The organism is Rhodococcus wratislaviensis, assembly GCF_041228765.1.
Lineage (GTDB): Bacteria > Actinomycetota > Actinomycetes > Mycobacteriales > Mycobacteriaceae > Rhodococcus_F > Rhodococcus_F wratislaviensis.
In genome coordinates this window covers 5,144,250-5,166,558 of the sequence record NZ_CP150488.1, presented here as the reverse complement: position 1 = coordinate 5,166,558, position 22,309 = coordinate 5,144,250, and the positions used below count along the sequence as shown (strand labels likewise).

Below are 22,309 nucleotides of genomic sequence, written 5' to 3'. Positions count from 1 at the left end.
GTCGTTCGCCTGTGCGCGTTTTCGGCCCTTCGCGAGAAAGGTCACCTCATGCACTAAGCGCGCACGACCATGTGTCCGGGACGGTGAGATCCGCTCGAAGATGGTCGTGCGCGCTTAGTGCCTGTCCTGGCCGAAAACGCGCACAGGCGCGGTAGCGCCTAGAGCGCCTAGCCCTTGATCATGTTGCGGAGCACGTACTGCAGGATGCCGCCGTTGCGGTAGTAGTCGGCCTCGCCGGGCGTGTCGATGCGCACGACCGCGTCGAAGACGACCTTCTCACCGTTCTCGCGGGTTGCCGTGACCTTGACGGTCTTCGGCGTGACACCCTCGTTGAGCTTCTCGACGCCTTCGATGTCGAAGACCTCGGTGCCGTCCAGCTTCAGCGACGCAGCGGACTCGCCGACCGGGAACTGCAGCGGCACAACGCCCATGCCGATGAGGTTGGAGCGGTGGATGCGCTCGAACGACTCGGTGATGACGGCCTTGACGCCGAGGAGGCTGGTGCCCTTGGCGGCCCAGTCACGGGACGATCCGGAGCCGTACTCCTTGCCGCCCAGCACGACCAGCGGGATGCCGGCCTCCTGGTAGTTCTGCGACGCGTCGTAGATGAACGCCTGCGGGCCGCCGTCCTGGGTGAAGTCGCGGGTGTAGCCACCGGAGACGTCGTCGAGGAGCTGGTTGCGCAGACGGATGTTCGCGAACGTGCCGCGGATCATCACCTCGTGGTTACCGCGACGCGAACCGTAGGAGTTGTAGTCCTTGCGGTCGATGCCGTTCGCGTCCAGGTACTGCGACGCGGGCGTGCCGGCCTTGATGTTGCCTGCCGGGGAGATGTGGTCCGTGGTGACCGAGTCGCCGAGCAGCGCGAGGACGCGGGCGCCCTTGATGTCGCTGACCGGGGTCGGCTCCTTCGGCATGCCGTCGAAGTAGGGTGGCTTCCGCACGTAGGTGGAGTTGGCGTCCCACTCGAAGGTCTTGCCCTCCGGGGTGGGCAGCCCGCGCCAGCGCTCGTCGCCCTTGAAGACGTCCGCATAACCCTTGACGTACATCTCCTGGCTGATCGAGGAGTTGATGGTCTCCTGGATCTCCTGGGGCGAGGGCCAGATGTCCTTCAGGAACACGTCGTTGCCGTCGGCGTCCTTGCCGAGGGCGTCGTGCTCGAAGTCGAAGTCCATCGTGCCTGCGAGGGCGTATGCGATGACCAGCGGCGGGGAGGCCAGGTAGTTCATCTTCACGTCGGGGGAGATGCGTCCCTCGAAGTTGCGGTTGCCCGACAGCACCGCGGTGGCGGTGAGGTCGTTGTCCTGGATGGCCTGCGAGATCTGCTCGTCCAGCGGGCCGGAGTTACCGATGCAGGTGGCGCAGCCGTAGCCGACGAGGTAGAAGCCGAGCTTCTCCAGGTACGGCCAGAGGCCGGACTTGTTGTAGTAGTCGGTGACGACCTGCGAACCGGGAGCCATGGAGGTCTTGACCCACGGCTTGGCGGACAGGCCCTTCTCGACGGCGTTGCGGGCGAGCAGGGCAGCGCCGAGCATGACCGACGGGTTGGACGTGTTGGTGCAGGAGGTGATCGACGCGATCACGACGGCACCGTGGTCGAGGATGAACTCGCCCTTGTCCTCGGACAGAACCTTGACCGGCTTGGTCGGGCGGCCCTCGGATCCGTTGGCGGCCGACTGCACGTCGACGGCGCCGTCGTCGGCGAACGACAGGGCGGCGGGATCGCTCGCGGGGAACGACTCCTCGACGGCCTCGTCGAGCTGCGAGTGACCCGCGGGGTGGTGCTCCTCCACGTAGTTGTGGATGTCCTTGCGGAACGCGTTCTTCGAGTCCGACAACAGGATTCGGTCCTGCGGGCGCTTCGGGCCTGCGATGGACGGAACCACGTCACCGAGGTCGAGTTCGAGGTACTCGGAGTACTCGGGCTCGTGGTCGGCGTCGTGCCAGAGGCCCTGTTCCTTCGCGTACGCCTCGACGAGGGCGAGCTGCTCCTCGGAGCGGCCGGTCAGGCGGAGGTAGCTGACGGTCTCGGCGTCGATCGGGAAGATCGCGGCGGTGGAACCGAACTCGGGGCTCATGTTGCCGAGCGTTGCGCGGTTGGCCAGGGGAACCTCGGCCACACCCTTGCCGTAGAACTCGACGAACTTGCCGACGACGCCGTGCTTGCGCAGCATGTCGGTGACGGTGAGGACCACGTCGGTGGCGGTGACGCCGGGCTTGATCTCACCGGTCAGCTTGAAGCCGACGACGCGCGGGATCAGCATGGAGACGGGCTGGCCGAGCATGGCAGCCTCGGCCTCGATGCCGCCGACGCCCCAGCCGAGCACGCCCAGGCCGTTGACCATGGTGGTGTGCGAGTCGGTGCCGACGCAGGTGTCGGGGTATGCCTGGCCGTTGCGGACCATGATCGTCCGGGCCAGGTGCTCGATGTTGACCTGGTGGACGATGCCGGTGCCCGGGGGGACGACCTTGAAGTCGTCGAACGCGCCCTGGCCCCAGCGGAGGAACTGGTAACGCTCACCGTTGCGGGAGTACTCGATCTCGACGTTGCGCTCGAAGGCGTCGGCGCGGCCGGCGACGTCGATGATGACCGAGTGGTCGATGACCATTTCGGCGGGTGCGAGGGGGTTCACCTTGTTCGGGTCGCCGCCGAGTGCGGTGACCGCTTCACGCATGGTGGCGAGGTCCACGATGCAGGGGACGCCGGTGAAGTCCTGCATGATCACGCGGGCGGGCGTGAACTGGATCTCGACGTTCGGGTCGGCCGAGGGATCCCAGCTCGCGATGGCGCGAATGTGGTCGGCGGTGATGTTCGCGCCGTCCTCGGTGCGAAGCAGGTTCTCGGCGAGAACCTTCAGTGCATAGGGCAGTTTTTCGGTGCCGGGCACGGCCGAGAGGCGGAAGATCTCGTAGGAGTTCTCACCGACCTCGAGGGTGCCTTTGGCGCCGAACGAATCAATACTCGTGCTCACGTCAGCTCCACTCGTCTATGAGGGTCGCCGCCGACGGGGCTGTGTCGACGGCTGCAGGCACTGCGGGCACGGCTGATCCGTGTGCGCTGTAGTGCTAGCGATGACGGAATCGGCCCCTACCGCGGTACCTCCGATAGTCTAACAGTACGCTTGTCCTGTGAGAATTCGGGTCGGCATGGGGCGTGTTCCCTTCGCAGATTCTCCTCGACCCCGACGCGGGAAGCGCGCAGACGGAACGGAACTTCGGGGACACCTCACGTAGTGTTCACGCGAGGCTTACGTTCCTACAGCAAACCCGGATGAGAGATGCCTGCCCCTATCGCCACCGCACTTCCTGCCAGTGCCATGCTCCCCGTCCATTCGGCGCTCCCGTTGTCGACGGACCTTCCGGAAGACCTCGACGTCTCCGACGTGGTCGCGGACGTGTCCGACGACGGCGTGTCGGCGCCGTCCGACGAGGCGACCGAACTCGCCGCCGTGGTCGATCGCGCGGCCGACCACGGGATCAAGCTGAGCATCGTGGTGCTGGACGAGGATCCCGGCCGCGATTCGCAGCTGCGCGACCTCGCGACCGAGGTCGGCGCGGAAGAGGGAGGCACCGTCCTGGTGCTGAGCCCCAGCTGGGTCGGCACGTACAGCGATTCGATCAGCCGGGTCCTGCTCGAATCGGGTCAGGACCGCACCTACACCGGCGATGCGGTGGTCTCCGCGAATCACTTCGTCGACGAAGTCATCGAGCCGGGACCTCCGTGGGCCCTGTTCACGGCCGTCATCGTCGCGATCGTCGTCATCGCGTCGGCTGCCACGTTCTTCGCGAAATCGCGCCGGGCGTCCGTATCTCGCGACGGCGCCGCGGAAAAGGGTGACAGCGCCGCGGGGGCCGGCACGTCGTACGAGCGACAGAAGCCCTGACTCCTCCCGAATTTCCGGGATAACTCGGCGGCAATTTCACGATTCGCCCGAGCGTGGCCGCTGCCTGCGTCGATGCGCCTAATTAGCGCCGACGATTCACAGTTGGACATTTCCGCTGGTCAAATTACTCATGTGTTATTTGTGACTAAAGTTTCCATAGAGTCCGGAAGTGTCGTACGGTGCATTTGGCGCTCTTGGGGAAGAAGTGTCGCAGGCTGGTGATTGACGTCCAGAGTGACGGCGATCCGGTATATGTCGGTGTCGCCGAAGCGCGGGAAGGTGTGGTTGCCGCAAATTTCTCCCCACGACGAGCACGGCGCGGTGTGCGCGATCGGTGCAGAACCGAGGGAGAGAGTTGTGAAGCGACAAGCACGAGCTGGAGTGGGGCACCGTAGCTTCTCCCGCGGGCACACTCGCGCAGCGCGCCTCCTGATCGGATTGGGCATCGTCGGAGCCCTGGTCGGCAGCACACCGGGCCTGGCCGCAGCGGTACCACCCCCGCCGCCGAATCCGTCCGACAACGACATCGCGCAGGCCCAGACCCAGGTGTCGGCGGGCCTCGGGCAGGTCAGCGAACTGATCAACCAGGTCGCCTCCGCGGATCAGCAGCTCGCCCAGCTCGACAACGAGGTCGCCATCAAGCGCGAGGACGTGAACCGGGCCCTGGTCGATCTGCAGAACGCGCGCAGCGCCGCCGATCTGGCGGCCAGTGTGGTCGGGGCCTCGCAGCAGGCTCTGCGTGACGCCGGGGCCCAGATCGAACTCGCGCAGAAGGACTTCGACAAGTACGCCCGGTCGAGCTACACGCAGGGCACCAACGTCTCCTCGATCTCGACGTACCTGGGCGCCCAGGGTCCCGGCGACGTCCTCGATCGCGCGCAGGTTCTGAAACTCCTGGCCACCAGCCAGAACGCGGTGCTCGAGGGTCTGCAGCGGGCACGGACCGCGCAGGCCAACAAGGATTCCGCGGCACGCGAGGCCAAGCAGCAGGCGGACGTGGCCGCCGACCAGGCCGCGTCGAAGAAGTCGCTGGCGGAGCAGGCGATCGCGGTCGCGCGGTCGGCGCTGCAGGACCAGGCGGCCAAGAAGGCGCAGATCGAGAGCAATCGCGCGGCCGCCCAGGCCCAGCTCGACGCCGCCCGCGGGAACGTCGCGGGGTTGCAGGGGCAACGTGAGGCGTACGCGACGTGGGAGGAGCAGAAACGCGCCGAGGACGCGCAGAAGGCTGCCATCGCCGCCGCGGCCCGGGAGGCCGCGACACAGGCTGCCGCGCGGGTCGCCGCCAACGAGGCGGCACGACAGCGCGCCGCCGAACTCGCCGCGGGGCAGCGCGCGCACACCACGATCGAGGACGACTCGGAGGACGAGGACTCCGCCGACGGCGGGACGACCACGCCCAAGTCCACCCCCAAGTCGAAACCGTCGACCAGCGGTGAGGACCTGACCGGCAGCGAGGCCATCGAGACCGTCATCGACCGGGGACTGTCCCAGATCGGTGTGGAGTACGCGTGGGGTGGCGGCGACGAGAACGGTCCCACCCTCGGCATCCGCGACGGCGGTGTCGCCGACAGTTACGGCGACTTCAACAAGGTCGGTTTCGACTGCTCCGGTCTGATGATCTACGCGTTCGCCGGGATCGGCATCTCCCTGCCGCACTACACCGGTTATCAGTACACCGCGGGGGAGCAGATTCCGTCGGAGGAGATGCAGCGCGGCGACATGATCTTCTGGGGCCCGAACGCGAGCCAGCACGTCGCCCTGTATCTCGGCGACGACCAGATGCTCGAGGCTCCCCAGTCGGGCGACGTCGTCAAGATCTCCCCGGTGCGATGGGATGGCATGACCCCTTACGCTGTCCGTATGGTGTCGTGATCCATGATGTCGATGAAGTAGTCCGCAGTGCGGATCGTGCTTGGTTGCGGCGGGGGTTGCTTGCACCTGGAATAGTTGAGCAAGTACGTGAACGGGCGGAACGATCTAGGTGAAAGCGGTGGATTCTTGGTGACCTCACGTGATGATGCGGTATCGGAGGGTGCAGCCCGGAAGGAGTCGCCCGCGACGGCCGCTCCCGAAGGTGTGAAGAACGGGGGTGCCGCCAACGGATCGGGCCCCCAGAACGTCCCCGCGCCGAATGCACCCTCACAGAATGCGGGCACGCAGAGCGCGACGACGAAGACGGTCGCGCCCAGTCTCGCCGCCGACGTGCAGACGCTGGAACGCGCGATCTACGAGGTCAAGCGCGTGATCGTCGGGCAGGACCGGCTGGTGGAGCGAATCCTGGTCGGTCTGCTCGCGAAAGGCCATGTGCTGCTCGAGGGTGTGCCGGGTGTCGCGAAGACCCTGGCCGTCGAGACGTTCGCGAAGGTGGTCGGCGGATCCTTCTCGCGTGTCCAGTTCACCCCCGACCTGGTGCCCACCGACCTGATCGGTACGCGCATCTACCGGCAGGGGCGCGAGGAGTTCGACACCGAACTCGGTCCCGTCGTCGCGAACTTCGTGCTCGCCGACGAGATCAACCGTGCGCCGGCGAAGGTGCAGTCGGCGCTGCTCGAGGTGATGGCCGAGCGGCACGTGTCGATCGGCGGCAAGCGGTACCACATGCCCGACCCGTTCCTGGTGATGGCGACGCAGAACCCGATCGAGAACGAGGGTGTGTACCCGCTGCCGGAGGCGCAGCGCGACCGCTTCCTGTTCAAGATCCTCGTCGACTACCCGACGGTGGAGGAGGAGCGCGAGATCGTCTACCGGATGGGTGTCGATGCGCCGGAACCCCACCAGGTCCTCGATCCGGAGGAGCTCGTCCGTCTGCAGAAGGTCGCGAGCGGTGTCTTCGTGCACCATGCGCTCGTCGACTACGTGGTCCGGGTCATCGCGGCCACGCGCACGCCGGCCGAGTTCGGTCTGCCCGAGGTCGACGGCTGGATCGCGTACGGCGCGTCTCCGCGCGCGACGCTGGGCATCATCTCCTCGGCGCGGGCGCTGGCGTTGCTGCGCGGGCGTGACTACGTGGTGCCGCAGGACGTGCTCGAGGTGATCCCGGACGTGCTGCGTCACCGTCTCGTGCTGTCCTATGACGCCCTCGCCGACGAGGTCAGCCCGGACGACGTCATCTCCCGCGTGCTGCAGACCGTGGGTCTGCCGCAGATCGCCGCACAGCCGACCACGGTCCCGGCGGCTCCCGCCGGTCAGCACGGACCGCCCGTCCCGTCCACGTCGGTGCCCGGACCGACGGCGATGAGCCAGCCACGGTGAGTGCGCGTACCGCCGGTGCGCAGAGCTCCGGCCCGCCGCCGTCGTTCCGCTCCGGCGAACTCCGTGATCCCAAACTGTCCGCCGCGCTGCGGACGCTGGAACTGACCGTCCGCCGCCGCCTCGACGGCGTGCTGCACGGCGACCATCTGGGCCTGATCCCGGGACCGGGCTCCGAACCGGGTGATGCCCGCGAGTACCAGCCGGGCGACGATGTGCGTCAGATGGACTGGTCGGTGACCGCACGGACGACGCACCCGCACGTCCGGCAGTCGGTGGCCGACCGGGAGCTCGAGACGTGGCTCGTCGTCGATCTGTCGTCGAGCCTCGACTTCGGTACCGCCGGCTGCGAGAAGCGGGACCTCGCGGTGGCTGCTGCCGCCGCCGTCACGCATCTGACCAGCGGCGGCGGGAACCGGATCGGGGCGATCGTCTCGACCGGCGCCCAGACCACCCGGATCCCGGCCCGCGGTGGCCGCATCCACGCGCAGGCGATGCTGCGTCAGATCGCGACCACCCCGCACGCCCCGGACGGGGTGCGGGGCGACCTGCAGGGTGCGGTGGAGTCGTTGCGCCGCCCCCAGCGTCGCCGCGGTCTGGCCGTCGTCATCAGTGACTTCCTGGGACCGATCGACTGGGAGCGGTCGCTGCGGGCGATCTCGGGACGCCACGACGTACTCGGTGTCGAGGTGCTCGACCCGCGAGATCTGGAATTACCCGACATAGGGGATGTAGTGCTGCACGATCCGGAGTCCGGACGGACCCGCGAGTTCACGACCACACCGCAACTGCGCGCCGACTTCGCGCGGGCCGCGGACGAGCACCGCCTGCAGGTGGAGCAGTCGTTGCGGCGCTGCGGCGCCCCGCTGCTCAGTCTGCGCACCGACCGGGACTGGATCTCGGATGTCGTGCGGTTCGTGTCCGCCCGGAAGCACAGTTACGGGACCGCGACGAACCAGAGGTCCCGCCGGTGAGCCTTTCCCAGTTCACCTCACCGTGGTGGCTGCTGTTCCTCCTGGTCGTCGTGGCATTGGTCGCGGGATACGTGTGGGTGCAGCGTCAGCGGCAGAAGCACACCCTGCGGTTCACCAACTTCGCTCTCCTCGAGAAGGTCGCGCCGTCGCGGCCGGGCCGGGCCCGGCACATTCCGGCGCTGCTGATGGTGCTGGCGCTGGTGTTCTTCAGTGTGGCGCTGGCCGGTCCGACGGAGGACAAGCGGGTTCCGCGGAACCGGGCCACCGTGATCCTCGTCATCGACGTGTCGTTGTCGATGAAGGCGACCGACGTGGAACCGACCCGGCTGGCCGCGGCGCAGGACGCCGCGAAGTCGTTCGCCGACGGGCTCACCCCCGGCATCAACCTCGGTCTCGTCGCGTTCGCCGGCACGGCGTCGGTGCTGGTGTCGCCGACCACCAACCGGGAGGCGTCGAAGGTCGCGATCGACAATCTGCAGTTGAGCGAGCGGACCGCCACCGGTGAGGCGATCTTCACCTCGCTGCAGTCGATCGACACGCTGGCCGCGGTGCTCGGCGGCAGTGATCAGGCGCCGCCCGCCCGCATCGTGCTGCTCTCGGACGGCAAGCAGACGGTGCCCGAGAACCCGGACGATCCGCGCGGCGGGTTCACCGCGGCCCGGCAGGCGAAGGACAAGGACGTCCCCATCTCGACGATCTCGTTCGGCACCAGCTACGGCAAGGTCGAGATCGAGGACGAACGCATTCCGGTGCCCGTCGACGATCCGTCGCTGCGGGAGATCGCGAATCTCTCCGGCGGCAGCTTCTTCACGGCCTCGAGCCTGGAGGAACTGCGCGACGTCTACGACACCCTCGAGGAGCAGATCGGTTTCGAGACCACCCGCGGCGACGCCAGCCGCCCCTGGCTCGTGCTGGGTGTCCTGTCCGCCACGGCGGGGCTGATCCTCGCGCTGGTCCTGCGTCAACGGCTGCCGTGATCTGCGTTCCACCGCGGCCCCGCGCTTCCACTTCTGCACATCTGAACAGATAGGTTGATCCCCATGTCTACCCCACAAACTACTGACGCGTCAGTTAGGACGGTGTCCACTCCCCGGTCGGTGCTCGTCACCGGCGGCAACCGCGGGATCGGCCTCGCTGTCGCGCAGCGCCTCGCGGCGGACGGCCACAAGGTCGCGGTCACGCACCGCGGCTCGGGTGCGCCGGACGGCCTGTTCGGCGTCCAGTGCGACGTCACCGACACCGAGTCGGTCGACCGCGCCTTCAAGGAGGTCGAAGCGCACCAGGGTCCCGTCGAGGTTCTCGTCGCGAACGCCGGCATCACCGACGACACGCTGATCATGCGGATGACCGAGGAGCAGTTCACCTCCGTCGTCGACGCCAACCTGACCGGCGCGTTCCGCGTCGCGAAGCGGGCCACGCGGTCGATGCTGCGGGCGCGGTTCGGCCGGTTCGTGTTCCTCGGGTCCGTGGTCGGTCTCGCCGGTGGTCCCGGCCAGGTGAACTACGCGGCGTCCAAGGCCGGTGTGGTCGGCATCGCGCGGTCGCTGACCCGTGAGCTCGGTTCCCGTTCGATCACCGCGAACGTGGTGGCCCCGGGCTTCATCGACACCGACATGACCGCGGTCCTCGACGACAAGTACAAGGACATGATCACCGGCGCGGTTCCGCTGCAGCGGCAGGGCAAGCCCGAGGAGGTCGCCGCGGTGGTGAGCTTCCTGGCCTCCGACGATTCCGCCTACGTCTCCGGCGCGGTGATCCCCGTCGACGGCGGCCTCGGCATGGGCCACTAGCTCTCCCCACTCCACTTCCCGGACTTTTTCTCACAGGAGGACACCTCATGGGCGGATTGCTCGAAGGTAAGACCATTCTCGTCACCGGCATCATCACGGACGCGTCCATCGCGTTCCACGTCGCCAAGGTCGCCCAGGAACAGGGCGCCAAGGTGATCATCACCGGATTCGACCGTCTCCGGCTGATCGACCGCATCGCGCAGCGCCTGCCGCAGCCGGTGCCGCCCGCGCTCGAACTGGACGTGCAGAACCCGGAGCACCTCGCGAGCCTCGCCGACCGCATCCGGGAGATCGCGCCCGAGGGTGTCGACGGCGTCGTGCACTCCATCGCGTTCGCGCCGCGGTCCTGCCTGGGCAGCCCGTTCTTCGACGCACCGTGGTCCGATGTGGGAGTGGCCTTCGAGGTCTCCGCCTACTCGTACGCGTCGCTGTCGAAGGCGCTGCTGCCGGTGCTGAACGACAATGCGTCGATCGTCGGTATGGACTTCGATCCCGCGCGCGCGGTGCCGTTCTACAACTGGATGGGTGTCGCCAAGGCCACCCTCGAGTCGGTGAACCGGTATGTCGCCAAGGAGGTCGGCGAACGCGGTATCCGCTCCAACCTCGTCGCGGCGGGCCCGATCAAGACCCTCGCCGCCAAGGCCATCGCCGGTACCGCCACCGACGACGCCAAGCAGATGAACGAACTCAACACGGCGTGGGACGAGCGTGCGCCCATCGGCTGGAACGTCGACGACCCGGAGCCGGTCGCGAAGACCGTGTGCACCGTGCTGTCCGACTGGCTGCCCGGCACCACCGCGTCGATCATCTACGTCGACGGTGGCGCCCACGCCATGGCCGGCTAGGGCACGACCCGGGGAGTGCGCCCCGAACGGCACCACGGAAGATGGGGATCATGATCGCTGCGAATTCGACGGACGGTTCCGGTTCCCAATTCGATGCACTTCTCGTGTTGTCGTTCGGGGGTCCGGAGCAGCCCGCCGACGTGCGCCCGTTCCTGGAGAACGTCACCCGGGGCCGGGGGGTGCCACCCGAACGGCTGGATGCGGTCGCCGAGCACTACCTGCATTTCGGGGGCGTGTCGCCGATCAACGCCCTCAATCGCGACATCATCTCCCGCGTCGAAACCGAATTGGCAAGCGCCGGAATGGATTTGCCCGTCTATTTCGGTAACCGGAACTGGCATCCGATGGTCGAGGACACCGTCGCCCGGATGGGTGCGGACGGGGTGCGGTCCGCCCTCGTGTTCCCGACGTCGGCGTGGGGCGGGTACTCGGGCTGCAGGCAGTACCACGAGGACGTCGCGCGGGCGCGGGCCGCGGCGGGGGACGGGGCACCGCACCTGCTGAAGCTGCGGCAATACTACGACCACCCGCTGCTGATCGGGGCATTCGCCGACGCCGTCCGCGAGGCCGCGGCACAGCTTCCCGCCGAGCGGCGGGCCGACGCACGGCTGGTGTTCACCGCGCATTCCGTGCCGGTGTCCGCGGACGTCAACGCGGGACCGCCGGCAGAAGGCGGTCGTCTCTACAGCCGGCAGGTGGCCGAGGCGGCCCGGCTCACCGCCCGCGCCGCCGGCTTCGACGATTTCGACCTGGTGTGGCAGTCCCGGTCCGGGCCACCCCAGGTGCCGTGGCTCGAGCCGGACATCTGCGACCACCTGGACGTCCTCGCCGGCCGCGGTGTCGGTGCGGTGATCGTGTGCCCGGTGGGATTCGTGTCCGATCACCTCGAGGTGGTGTGGGATCTCGACACCGAGGCCCGGGACAAGGCGGCTGAACTCGGCATCGACTTCGTGCGTGCGGCCACCCCCGGAACGGATCGGCGCTTCGCGGAACTGGTCGTCGCTCTGGTGACGGAGCAGCTGGCCGGCACGCCCGCCGAGCGACTCGGGTCCGAGCCGCTGCTCGGTTCGGCCCGCGACGGACAGTCCTGCGCGATCGACTGCTGCAAGGCCGTGGTCAGGCCGTCAGGCCGTCCCGCGCACACGCATTGACGGCGGCGGTGCGCGCCGAGCGCACCGCCGAACGCAGGGGCCGCAGCAGGTCCTCCAGGGTGGCCGCACCCGACGCGGACACGGTGCGCGCGGGCGCCATCTGCTCGGCGACCGTGAGGATCGCGGCCACCTGATCGGCCGAGTCCAGGATCCGCAGCGCCCGCGGGGGGATCGTCGTCGGATACCGGTGCCGCGCGGACTGCGCCAGCGCATCGGCGATCAGCGCCCGCGGGTCGGCGCCGAATCCGGAATCGAGCATGTGCAGCGCCTCCAGCGCGGCCGCCGCGTCGCGGACTGCCTGCCGCATCGTGAACTCGGCCTCGCCCAGTCCGGTGTGGTGGGCGTCGAGGGGGAGCCGCTCGATCGTCGACACCGTCCAGCGCAGCACGTCGGGACCCTCGACGTGCGGGACGAGCCCCGTTCCGGACCGGCCGGGCGGTCCGACGAGCACACCCTCGCCCGCGCTGATCGCGGCGGACGCGAACTCGGTGCCCGCGGGAAGCCCGCGCACGTCCCCCGGCCCGGGCAGGACCAGCCGGATCTCCGTCTCGGGTTGCGAGACGGCGCGGCGCATCGTCTGGAGCAGCGCGGTCACCCCGGCGTCCTGGGGGTCGGGCCACGGCAGCCCGGTGCGCCCCGCCGTCACGGGATCCTCCGCGCAGGCGAGATGCATCGGCGCCCACGCGTGGAGGGCGTCGATGACGTCGTCGGGTGCACTGTTCCCGGCGAGCCAGGAACTGGCCCACACGGTGAGAGTGGCGCTGGGTGAAGTCACGATAAACGAGCATATGTCGGCGTGGCGGAGTGTGCGTAACGGCGCCGCTCGCATAGCGTCAGCGCCCGTGAGCGGAGGCGACAGATACGGCGACATCTTTTCCGGACACCCACGCGCGAGGAAGCCCGTGACGCCCACCGTCCCGGCCGAGCGGGACCTGGTGGTCGAGGACGCGGGCACCGGGTTCTGCGGGGCGGTGGTGGGGTTCGAGCGCACCTACGACGGCGATTTCGTCCGGCTCGAGGACGGGGCGCGGCGCACCCGGTTGTTCGCTATGCGGGAGGCGGCGTTCCTGATCGACGGGAAACCGGTCACCCTGGTCCGCCCGGCGGCCAAGCCCGCCGGTCCGGTGACCACCCGATCGGCGTCGGGATCCACCAAAGTGGAGGGGTTGCGGGCGCGGACGGCGCTGGCGAGCCGGATCTGGGTGGAGGGCGTGCACGACGCCGCCCTCGTGGAACGGGTGTGGGGGCACGACCTGCGCGTCGAAGGTGTCGTCGTCGAGCACCTCGAGGGTCTCGACAATCTCGGGGAGCGGCTCGCCGAGTTCCGGCCCGGTCCCGGACGGCGCGTCGGCGTCCTCGTCGATCACCTCGTCACCGGGTCGAAGGAGACCCAGCTGACCCAGGGGCTCGGGCCGAACGTGCTCGTGACCGGGCACCCGTTCATCGACGTGTGGGAGGCGGTCCGCCCGTCGGCGGTGGGGATCGAGGCGTGGCCGAAGATCCCGCGCGGTGAGGACTGGAAGACCGGGGTGTGCCGCGAATTGGGGTGGGGGACACCGCGCGACGGTTGGCGCCGCGTCTACTCGGCCGTCGACACGTTCCGGGACCTCGAGGCGCCGCTGATCGGCGCGGTCGAACAGCTGGTCGACTTCGTCACCGTCGGTTCTGCAGATTCTGGTTAGATGGTGTTGTGGCTGCATTGATTTGGCTGGTAGCGGGGGTGCTGCTCGCCGCCGCGGAAGCGTTGACGGGGGACTTCTTCCTCCTCATGCTGGCGGGCGGTGCGCTGGCCACGGCCGGGGTCACCGCGATCACCGACTTCCCGGTCTGGGTCGACGCGGTGATCTTCGGGGTGCTGTCCCTCGCCCTGATCCTCGGGGTGCGGCCGGTGTTGTTGCGTAAGTTCGAGACCCCGCCGCCGACCCCGACGGGGATCGAGGCGCTGACCGGCAAGCAGGCCCTGGTGCTCGAGGAGGTCGCCGAACACGCGGGGCAGATCAAGCTCGGCGGCGACGTCTGGACGGCACGCCCGCTCGACAGCACGGAAGTGTATCCACCGGGAACGACCGTGACGGTAATGCAAATTGACGGCGCGACCGCCGTCGTATGGAGGGGACCGTAGATGGCAGCGCTCATCGTGTTGATCGTGCTCGTGTTGTTCGTCGCGCTGGTGGTGGCCAAATCGGTGGCCCTGGTGCCGCAGGCAGAGGCCGCGGTGATCGAGCGACTCGGCCGGTATGCGCGGACCGTGTCGGGCCAGTTGACGTTCCTGATCCCCTTCGCGGACCGCATCCGGGCCAAGGTGGACCTGCGTGAACGGGTGGTGTCGTTCCCGCCGCAGCCGGTGATCACCCAGGACAACCTGACGCTGAACATCGACACCGTGGTGTACTTCCAGGTCACCAACCCGCAGGCCGCGGTGTACGAGATCAGCAACTACATCGTCGGTGTCGAGCAGTTGACCACCACCACGCTGCGCAACGTCGTCGGCGGGATGACGTTGGAGGAGACACTGACGTCCCGTGACTCCATCAACGGGCAGTTGCGTGGCGTTCTGGACGAGGCCACCGGACGGTGGGGTCTGCGCGTCGCCCGGGTCGAGCTCAAGAGCATCGATCCGCCGCCGTCGATCCAGGAGTCGATGGAGAAGCAGATGAAGGCGGACCGCGAGAAGCGGGCCACCATTCTCACCGCCGAGGGTCACCGGGAGTCGGCGATCAAGACGGCGGAGGGCGACAAGCAGTCCCGCATCCTCGCCGCGGAGGGCGCGAAGCAGGCGTCGATCCTCACCGCGGAGGGTGAGCGGCAGTCCCGCATCCTGCGGGCGCAGGGTGACCGGGCCGCGAAGTACCTGCAGGCGCAGGGACAGGCGAAGGCGATCGAAAAGGTGTTCGCCGCAATCAAATCCGGCAAGCCCACCCCCGAACTCCTCGCCTACCAGTATCTGCAGACGTTGCCGCAGATGGCGCAGGGCGATGCGAACAAGGTGTGGCTGGTGCCCAGCGACTTCGGTGACGCCCTCAAGGGGTTCGCGAAGACGCTCGGCGCGCAGGGGCAGGACGGGGTGTTCCGGTACGAGCCGTCGAGCGCGGAGGAGGATCTGCCCAAGCCCGAGGACGATTCGGCGGAGGTCGCCGACTGGTTCGAGACCAAGTCCGACCCGGCGATCGCGCAGGCCGTCCGCGCCGCGGAGGTCGAGGCACGTCGTCCGGTCGACGGGCCGGGACCGCTCGCGCAGACCGGTGGCGCCGACGAGCATGCGCCGCTGGATCCGGGGGGCGCGCCGGGGCAGCTGCCGCCGCCGGTCACCCCGCCGGGTCACTGACCGACTCCGACGCGGCGTACCGGCGCAGCACCGGCCGGAGCACACGGAAGAGCTGTTCGGGTGTGTGCTCGAGGTAGAAGTGATCGCCCGGCATGATGTGCACCTCGCGCAGCTGCGTGGTGTGCCGATCCCAGGCCTGCAGATCCCGCTCGCCGACCAGCGGATCGGCGTCCGCGCCGAGCACATGTACCGGACAGGGCAGCGGCGGGTCTGCGGGATCGCAGTAACCGGTGCAGAGCCGGAGATCGTCCCGCAGCGCGGGGAGGCAGCGGTCCCGCCACGACGGCCGGGCCGGGAGGTCGGCGGGCAGCCCGCCCGTGGCGCGCAGCAACTCGATCAGGGCCGGGTCGTCCAGGTCGTCGACCGGCGGCAGCGGCGAGGGTAGGTGCGGCGCCGAGTACGCGGAGAGCAGCAGCGCCCGCGGGAGCGGGTGCCCGGCCGCGCGCCTCCGGCACGCGAGCCGGTACGCCACCAGCGCGCCCATGCTGTGCCCGAAGAAGACGTGCGGCTGCGCGAGCGGTTCGGCGAGCTCGGACTCGAGTGCGGTGACGAGGGACTCGACGTCGGTGAATCCGGCCTCGCCGGCACGGCTCTCCCGCCCGGGCAGTTGCACGGGCCACACCGACACGTGCGGGCTCAGGGCGCGGTGCCAGTGCCGGTACGTCGAGGGTCCGCCGCCGGCGTGGGGGAAGCAGAACAGCCGGAGGGGGCCGGGCACGGCGCTACGCGGCCGCGACGAGCGTGGCGAGTTCGTCGGCGAGAGCTGCCACCGTGGACCGGATCTGGTCCTCGGAGTGACACGAGGTGACGAAGAAGCGCAGCCGCGCGAGGTCTTCCGGCACGGCCGGGTAGAGGATGGGGTTCACGTTGATGCCGCGCCGGAGCAGTGCGTTGGACAGGGCGAGGGTGCGGAGTGAATCCCCGACGATGCACGGGATGACCGGGGTGTCCTTCGAGTCCCCGGTGTCGATTCCGGCGTCCGTGGCGAGCTGCAGGAAGAGCCGGGAGTTGCGCCGCAACCGGTCCAGTGCCTCGGGTTCGGCGCGCATCTGGCGGATCGCGGCCAGGGACGCCGCGGCATTCATCGGCGTCATCCCGACGCTGTAGACGAAGCCGGGCGTCGTGTACTTCAGGAAGCGGATGAGCTCGGCGCTGCCCGCGACGTAGCCGCCGCAGCCGGCCAGGGCCTTCGACATCGTGCCGGACCACAGCTCCACGTCGTCGCGGTCGACGTCGAAGTGCTCGCCGATGCCCCCGCCGGTGGCGCCGAGCACCCCGATGCTGTGCGCCTCGTCGACCATCATCAGCGCCTGATGCTTCTTCTTCACCGCGATCATCGCGGGCAGGTCGGGGATGTCGCCGTCCTGGCTGTAGACGCCCTCGATGACGATCAGCACCCGCCGGTACTGCGAGCGGATCGCGGTGAGGAGCGCGTCCAGCGCGACGTGGTCGTTGTGCGGGAAGGGACGCCGGGTGGCGCCGGACAGTGCGCAGCCCTGCAGGATGCTGTCGTGCGCGAGGCTGTCGTGGATGATCAGGTCGCCCTCCCCGAGGAGATGACCGATGACCGTGACATTGGTGGCGTGTCCGCTGACGAGGGCGATCGCGTCCTCGGTGCCGAGCAGCCCGGCCAGTTCGGCTTCGAGTTCCCGGTGTACCGGTTTCTCCCCGGACAGCAGCCGGCTGGCCGAGCAGGAACTGCCGTAGCGGGCGACCGCGTCCTGCACGGCCGAGACGACGGCGGGGTGCCCGGACATGCCGAGGTAGTTGTAGCTGGAGAAGTTGACGACCTCCGCGCCCCCGATCGTCGACGTGTCCCGGGTGACGCCGTCGTTGACGAGGAAGTACGGGTTGGTGACCCCGAGCCCCTCGGCGGAGGTCAGCCGTGCGGCGAGCGCCTGAACCTCCGGGAACTCCGCGATGCGGAACTCGGGTGCCACGGTCTGTTCCGGTTCCGGGACAGCCGTCACGGTGCGGCGCGACCCGGGTGCGCGGGACGCGGTCACGTGCTCGATCACTTCGCCGAGTGTGCGGTTCGGTAAGAACCAGTTCGGTTCGACGACGAGCCCGGGGAATGCGCGGCTCACCCCGCCGAACAGGTCGGTGATCATGATCGAGTCGAATCCGAGGTCGCCGACGATCGTCTGCGTCGACTTCAGTGCGGCCGCGGGGAATCCGCTGACCCGGGCGACTTCCGTGCGCACCCTGCTCGCGACGTCGCCGACCGCTGTCGCGGGACCCGGCCCGGAGTCCGGCGCCGGCGCCGGCGCGGGGAGGGTAACCGCGGGTGCGCCGTTGGCGGCAGCGGCGAGAACGGCGGCCTGTTCCCGGAAGAGCGCGATCAGCTGGTCCATGGTGGTGTCCTCGGGGTCGGGTGTGTGGACGGGTGCGGGGGTCGGCGCGGCCGCGGATGCGTCCTCGGGTGTCCAGAAGCGGGCGGTGGTGGCGAACTCGTATCCGCTGAGCCGCAGCCGGACCCGTGAGCCCGGCTCGTACACCGCATCCCACGCGGGGTTCAGTCCGTCCCGGTACAGGGCGGCGACGGTGTCGGGGAGTTCGGCCCCGGTCGCGGCCGGACCGGGGCACGGTGCCAGGTGCCGCGCGGGCGAATCGGGCTGGGCTCGGGCTGTGAGCGGCAACAGGATTCGTGCGGGGCCCACCTCGATCAGGTGGGTCGGATCGCAGGTCAGGGCGGCCGCGGTGGCGTCCGCGAACCGCACGGTCGCCGTGATGTGGTCGGTCCAGTAGGCCGCGTCCATCGGCTCGTCGACGTCGAGCAACCGGCCGCGTGTGGTGGAGAAGATCGGGATCTCGGGCCGCCGGTACGTGCAGTCGGCGGCGACCTCCGCGAACGCGTCCTGCATCGGCGCCATGGCGGGGGAGTGGAAGGCATGCGAGACGGTGAGCCGGCGGACGCGGAGTCCGGCCACGGTCAGTGCGGCGGCGAGGCGTTCGAGTGCGTCGGCCGCCCCCGACAGCACCACGTCCCGCGGCCCGTTCACCGCCGCCAGCGCGGCCGCGGGTTCGCCGGCGAGCAGGTCGGCGACCTCGTCCGGGGTGGCCCGGACCGCGAGCATCGTCCCGCCCGCGGGCAGTTGCTGCATGAGCCGGCCCCGCGCGACGATGAGCCGGCACGCGTCGTCCAGATCGAACACGCCGGCGTGCGCCGCGGCGGCGTACTCGCCGACGCTGTGACCGACCATCCACGCCGGTTCGATACCCAGCTCGCCGAGCGTCCGGGCGAGCGCGTATTCGACCGCGAACAGGGCGGGCTGCGCGAACTCGGTCCGGTGGATGTCGTCGCCGGCATCGAACAGCATCTCCCGCACCGATCGGCCCAGATGCGGCGTCATCCGCTCGTCCACGTCGGACAGTGCGCGCCGGTAGCCGCCGTGGTGCTCGTGCAGTGCGCGGGACATTCGCGGGTACTGCGCGCCCTGACCGGTGAAGAACCAGCCGATGCTCACGGGGCGGGTCGCGCCGGACAGCGACGCGAGCAGGTCTTCGTCGTCCGCGACCGCGCGCAGCGCCGCGACGGCCTCGTCCCGGTCGTGCACGGTGAGCGCGAGGCGGTGGCGCCCGGATGCCTTGACCGTGTTGGTGGTCCAGCATGCCCGGCCCAGGTCGGCGCCGGGTCGTGCGAGATCGTCGGCCAGGACGGCGGCGTTGCGGGCGAGGCCATCCCGGTTGTTCGAGGACAGGGTGAGCACGCCGCCGCCGGCAGTCGGCGCGGCGGGGTCGGGGGCGGGCGCCGCGGCCAGCAGCATGTGGGCGTTGGTGCCGCCGAGCCCGAAACTGCTGACGGCGCCGTGCACGTCGCCGCCGGGCAACGTCATCGGCTCGGACAGGAGCCGGAGGCCGTTGTCCGCCAGGCGGAGTCGCGGGTTCGCGTCCTCCGCGTAGCGGCTCGGCGGTACCACGCGGTGGTGCAGGGACAGGGCCACCTTGATCAGACCGGCCACGCCGGCCGCTCCCTCCGTGTGGCCGAGATTGCCTTTGATCGATCCGATCGCGCACGGCTGCGGCCGGGACACCCCGTGGACGTGACCGAGGGCCTTGATCTCGATCATGTCGCCGAGCACCGTTCCGGTGCCGTGCGCCTCGAGGAACGCGACCTGCGCGGGCGTGACACCCGCACGCCGGTAGGCCGTCTGGACGACCTGCTGCTGGGCCCAGCGGTTGGGTGCGGTGATCCCGTTGCTGCGGCCGTCGTTGTTGACGGCGCTGCCCTTGATCACCGCGTAGATCGGCAGGCCCTCGGCCTGCGCGTCCTCCAGCCGGCGCAACACGAGTACCGCGACACCCTCGCCGCGACCGATGCCGTCGGCCGTTCCGCTGAACGGTTTGCACCGGCCGTCCGGCGCGGACAGCCCGGCCTGGGTGTAGAAGACGTTCACCGTGGGGGTCAGGGTGAGGTTGACGCCCCCGGCGAGGGCCTGATCGCAGTCCCCGGACAGCAGTGCCGCGCAGGCCAGATGGACGGCGACGAGGGACGACGAGCAGGCGGTGTCGATCGCCATGCTCGGGCCCTGCAGGTTCAGGTGGTAGGACACCCGGTTGGCGGTCATGAAATAGCCGTTGCCGCTGCCGAGTTGGGGGGTGATGCGCGAGACGTCCCGCATCTGGAGATTCCATTCGTTGGCCATGACGCCGATGTACACGCCGGTGTTCGACCCGGCCTGGGCGCGCGGGTCCAGGGCAGCATCCTCGAATGCCCGCCACGCCGCCTGCAGCAGCAGCCGCTGTTGCGGGTCCATCGCCGCGGCGTCGCGGGGCGCGACGCCGAAGAATTCGTGGTCGAACGCGTCCGCGTCGGCGAGGAATCCGCCGCTGCGGTTGTTGACCTTGCCGGGACCACCGGCCGGCGTCGTAGACGTCGTCCGCGTTCCATCGCCCGGCGGGGACGTCGGTGATTCCGTCGCCGCCGCCCATCAGCAGCGTCCACAACGCGTCGGCGTCGGGTGCCTGCGGAAAGCGGCAGTCGAGGCCCACGACGGCGACGTCGGTCATGAGGCCGTCCGGTACCGAGCTGCCGCTTCGTCGACGACGAAGACGGCCATCTCGGCGATGGTCGGATACTCGAACACCACGGTGGGATCGAGTTCGAGGTCCCAGCGGTCCTCGATCTCGCCGCACAGGCTCACCGCGGATACCGATTCGATTCCCAGTTCGGCGAGGGGCAGGTGGGGGTCGACCTCGCGCACCGGTTGTTCGGTGTGGAAGGCCACCCGTCCGGCGAGCCAGTCGATGACGGGTGCGTGGTCGCGCGGGGTGCTCTGTTCGGGGATACGCATGGGGTTCTCTCCTGGTCGGTGATCGGGGGTCAGGCGGGTGCTGCGACGGCGGTGGTCCGGAGGCGTTGCACCGCCGGGTCGATCTCCTCGTGCAGCACCGCGTCGACGCGGGACTGCAGGAACGACGCGCGCATCGATCTGCGCTGGACCTTCCCGCTCGTGGTGCGGTGCACCCCGTGCCGGTCGACGAGCACCACGCTCGGGGCGTGGACGTCGAAGTCGCGGGCGACGGCGAGCCGGATCCGGCGTGCGAGGCCGGGCAGCGTCAGGTCGTCGATCAGCGCGGTCTTGACCTCGTGGATCACCAGCAGCCGCTCGTGCTGCCCGGTATCCATCGACAACACCACCCCGGTGGCACCGGTGAGCGCCGGATGCAGGTCTCGCACGGCCTCCTCGATGTCCTGCGGGTACAGGTTGCGGCCGTTGACGATCAGCAGGTCCTTCAGGCGGCCGGTGACGTACAGGTGACCGTCGTCGTCGGTCACCCCGAGGTCGCCGGTGCGCAGGTACGGTCCGTCGCCGGCGAGGGTGGCGCGGAACTTCGCCTCGGTCTCGTCCGGCCGGTTCCAGTAGCCGGCGGCGACGCTGCCACCGGAGATCCAGATCTCCCCGACCCGGCCGGTCGGCAGTTCCAGGCCGGTGTGCGGGTCGACGATGCGGATGTCGCACCCGAACGGCCGGCCGCTGCCGACCAGCCGGACACCGCCGACCGTCGGGGTGAGCTCGTGGCGCTCCAGCGCGGCGGCGTCGACGTCGAGATACCGTGGGGCGCAGCCCACCTCGCTCGCGGTGGCGAGCAGCGTCACTTCGGCCATCCCGTACGCGGTCAGGAACGCGCCCGCCGGGAAGCCGTAGGGTGCGAGCCGGTCGGAGACGGCGTCGAGGGTGCGTGGCCGGATGGGTTCGGCCCCGTTCAGCGCGACCCGCACCGAGGAGAGATCCAGTCCGGCCAGTTGGTCGTCGGAGATCCGGCGGGCGACGAGGTCGTACGCGAAGTTCGGGCCGAGGGTCATGTCGGCGCGGTACCGGTCGATCAGCTGCAGCCACCGCACCGGCCGCTTGAGGAAGGACATCGGCGACATGAACACGAGATTCCCGCCGACGTAGAGCGGCAGCAGCAGCATCCCGATCAGCCCCATGTCGTGGAAGTGCGGGAGCCAGCCGGCGCCGGTCACCGTGTCGTCCGCACCGTTGGCGAGGGTCATGGCCGCGGCGTTGTGCAGCAGGTTTCCGTGGGTCACCATCACACCCTTCGGCTCGCTGGTGGAACCGGAGGTGTACTGGAGGAAGGCGAGGGTGTCGCCGTCGAGCGCGGGGAGTCGCCAGTGGTCGGGATCGCCCGGTTCGATGGTGTCGGTCGCGGCGACGGACACCGTGGCGGCCGGCCCGGAGTCGCGGATCCAGGTGTCGAGCGGCTCGGCGACCGCGGCGGTGGTCAGGACGAGGCGCACGTCGGCGTCCTCGAACATGGTGGCGACGCGCTGCATGCTGCGCACGTCGTGTGGGACGGGTGCGGGGACCGCGACCACCCCGGCGTAGAGGCAGCCGAGAAACGCGCGGAGGAAGTCGAGTCCGTCGACGTACAGCAGCATCACCGGGTGTTCGGCCTCGGGCCGCGTCGACAGCCAGACCGCGAGGGCGCGGGCGTCCCGATCCAGGTCGCGGTAGGTCACTTCCTCGGCGACGAGTTCGCGGCCGGCCTCACGGTGGTAGGTGTAGGACCGGTCGTCGCCGTAGATGGCGACCTGGGCGCGGACGTGGGACACGAAATCGGTAGGCACGAATGTTTTCTCCCTC

Annotated in this window: 17 protein-coding genes and 1 pseudogene; 11 read left to right on the top strand and 7 right to left on the bottom strand. The window is 69.4% G+C overall.

Annotated elements, in window-relative coordinates; genetic code table 11:
* Nucleotides 1-167: 167 nt before the first annotated feature.
* Nucleotides 168-2,972, bottom strand: a complete 2,805-nt coding sequence (gene acnA / locus WKC72_RS23830) for an aconitate hydratase AcnA (protein WP_128638646.1) — start codon at nucleotides 2,970-2,972, stop codon at nucleotides 168-170.
* 306 nt (nucleotides 2,973-3,278) lie between these two features.
* On the opposite strand from acnA, the gene WKC72_RS23825 reads away from it, so the two are divergent.
* The 8 genes from WKC72_RS23825 to WKC72_RS23790 all read left to right on the top strand — a co-directional run bounded on the left by WKC72_RS23825 (nucleotide 3,279) and on the right by WKC72_RS23790 (nucleotide 11,893).
* Nucleotides 3,279-3,884, top strand: a complete 606-nt coding sequence (locus tag WKC72_RS23825; RefSeq protein WP_037237760.1) for a DUF6676 family protein — start codon at nucleotides 3,279-3,281, stop codon at nucleotides 3,882-3,884.
* A gap of 381 nt (nucleotides 3,885-4,265) precedes the next feature.
* Nucleotides 4,266-5,756 carry an NlpC/P60 family protein gene (locus tag WKC72_RS23820; RefSeq protein ID WP_174233836.1) on the top strand — a complete coding sequence of 497 codons (1,491 nt, stop codon included), beginning with the start codon at nucleotides 4,266-4,268 and terminating at the stop codon, nucleotides 5,754-5,756.
* A gap of 204 nt (nucleotides 5,757-5,960) precedes the next feature.
* On the top strand, nucleotides 5,961-7,136 hold the full coding sequence (locus tag WKC72_RS23815) for a MoxR family ATPase (RefSeq protein WP_037237754.1): 1,176 nt from the start codon (nucleotides 5,961-5,963) through the stop codon (nucleotides 7,134-7,136).
* Nucleotides 7,133-8,107 carry a DUF58 domain-containing protein gene (locus WKC72_RS23810; protein ID WP_268790568.1) on the top strand — a complete coding sequence of 325 codons (975 nt, stop codon included), beginning with the start codon at nucleotides 7,133-7,135 and terminating at the stop codon, nucleotides 8,105-8,107. The genes WKC72_RS23815 and WKC72_RS23810 overlap by 4 nt, the downstream gene beginning before the upstream one ends.
* Nucleotides 8,104-9,084, top strand: a complete 981-nt coding sequence (locus tag WKC72_RS23805) for a VWA domain-containing protein (protein WP_009480477.1) — start codon at nucleotides 8,104-8,106, stop codon at nucleotides 9,082-9,084. Before WKC72_RS23810 ends, WKC72_RS23805 begins: the two co-directional genes overlap by 4 nt.
* A 63-nt stretch (nucleotides 9,085-9,147) precedes the next feature.
* Nucleotides 9,148-9,897, top strand: coding sequence for a 3-oxoacyl-ACP reductase FabG1 (gene fabG1 / locus WKC72_RS23800; RefSeq protein ID WP_005241843.1), 750 nt, complete (start codon nucleotides 9,148-9,150; stop codon nucleotides 9,895-9,897).
* 47 nt (nucleotides 9,898-9,944) lie between these two features.
* Nucleotides 9,945-10,742, top strand: a complete 798-nt coding sequence (inhA, locus tag WKC72_RS23795; protein WP_005241845.1) for an NADH-dependent enoyl-ACP reductase InhA — start codon at nucleotides 9,945-9,947, stop codon at nucleotides 10,740-10,742.
* Between the two features lie 41 nt (nucleotides 10,743-10,783).
* Nucleotides 10,784-11,893, top strand: a complete 1,110-nt coding sequence (locus WKC72_RS23790; protein ID WP_268790567.1) for a ferrochelatase — start codon at nucleotides 10,784-10,786, stop codon at nucleotides 11,891-11,893.
* On the opposite strand, the gene WKC72_RS23785 is transcribed toward WKC72_RS23790, so the two are convergent.
* Entirely contained in the window at nucleotides 11,859-12,668 is an 810-nt protein-coding gene (locus WKC72_RS23785; protein ID WP_112300776.1) for a hypothetical protein, read from the bottom strand. The two genes, WKC72_RS23790 and WKC72_RS23785, sit on opposite strands and share 35 nt — an antisense overlap.
* Before the next feature lie 67 nt (nucleotides 12,669-12,735).
* Here WKC72_RS23785 and WKC72_RS23780 point away from each other — a divergent pair, with 67 nt between their 5' ends.
* From WKC72_RS23780 to WKC72_RS23770, 3 genes are read left to right on the top strand one after another with little or no spacing between them, the layout of a single operon-like run.
* Nucleotides 12,736-13,575, top strand: coding sequence for a DUF3097 domain-containing protein (locus WKC72_RS23780; RefSeq protein WP_037237847.1), 840 nt, complete (start codon nucleotides 12,736-12,738; stop codon nucleotides 13,573-13,575).
* 8 nt (nucleotides 13,576-13,583) lie between these two features.
* Nucleotides 13,584-14,015: an NfeD family protein gene (locus WKC72_RS23775; RefSeq protein WP_005241863.1), complete on the top strand. Its 432-nt coding sequence runs from the start codon at nucleotides 13,584-13,586 to the stop codon at nucleotides 14,013-14,015.
* Nucleotides 14,016-15,218: an SPFH domain-containing protein gene (locus tag WKC72_RS23770; RefSeq protein WP_370179644.1), complete on the top strand. Its 1,203-nt coding sequence runs from the start codon at nucleotides 14,016-14,018 to the stop codon at nucleotides 15,216-15,218. It abuts the gene before it with no gap.
* On the opposite strand, the gene WKC72_RS23765 is transcribed toward WKC72_RS23770, so the two are convergent.
* The 5 genes and pseudogenes from WKC72_RS23765 to WKC72_RS23745 all read right to left on the bottom strand — a co-directional run bounded on the left by WKC72_RS23765 (nucleotide 15,199) and on the right by WKC72_RS23745 (nucleotide 22,293).
* On the bottom strand, nucleotides 15,199-15,936 hold the full coding sequence (locus WKC72_RS23765; protein ID WP_370179643.1) for a thioesterase II family protein: 738 nt from the start codon (nucleotides 15,934-15,936) through the stop codon (nucleotides 15,199-15,201). The genes WKC72_RS23770 and WKC72_RS23765 overlap by 20 nt on opposite strands.
* Nucleotides 15,937-15,940: 4 nt before the next feature.
* Nucleotides 15,941-18,637, bottom strand: a complete 2,697-nt coding sequence (locus tag WKC72_RS23760) for an aminotransferase class I/II-fold pyridoxal phosphate-dependent enzyme (protein WP_370184478.1) — start codon at nucleotides 18,635-18,637, stop codon at nucleotides 15,941-15,943.
* 288 nt (nucleotides 18,638-18,925) lie between these two features.
* Nucleotides 18,926-20,228: pseudogene (locus WKC72_RS23755) on the bottom strand (beta-ketoacyl synthase N-terminal-like domain-containing protein); the annotation flags it as partial.
* The gene (locus tag WKC72_RS23750; RefSeq protein WP_370179642.1) at nucleotides 20,225-20,512 is read right to left on the bottom strand and encodes an acyl carrier protein; all 288 of its coding nucleotides are present in this window, start codon (nucleotides 20,510-20,512) and stop codon (nucleotides 20,225-20,227) included. The pseudogene WKC72_RS23755 and the gene WKC72_RS23750, both read right to left, overlap by 4 nt.
* A 29-nt stretch (nucleotides 20,513-20,541) precedes the next feature.
* Nucleotides 20,542-22,293 (bottom strand): fatty acyl-AMP ligase, encoded by a 1,752-nt coding sequence (locus tag WKC72_RS23745; protein WP_370179640.1) that lies wholly within the window; start codon nucleotides 22,291-22,293, stop codon nucleotides 20,542-20,544.
* Nucleotides 22,294-22,309 lie beyond the last annotated feature (16 nt).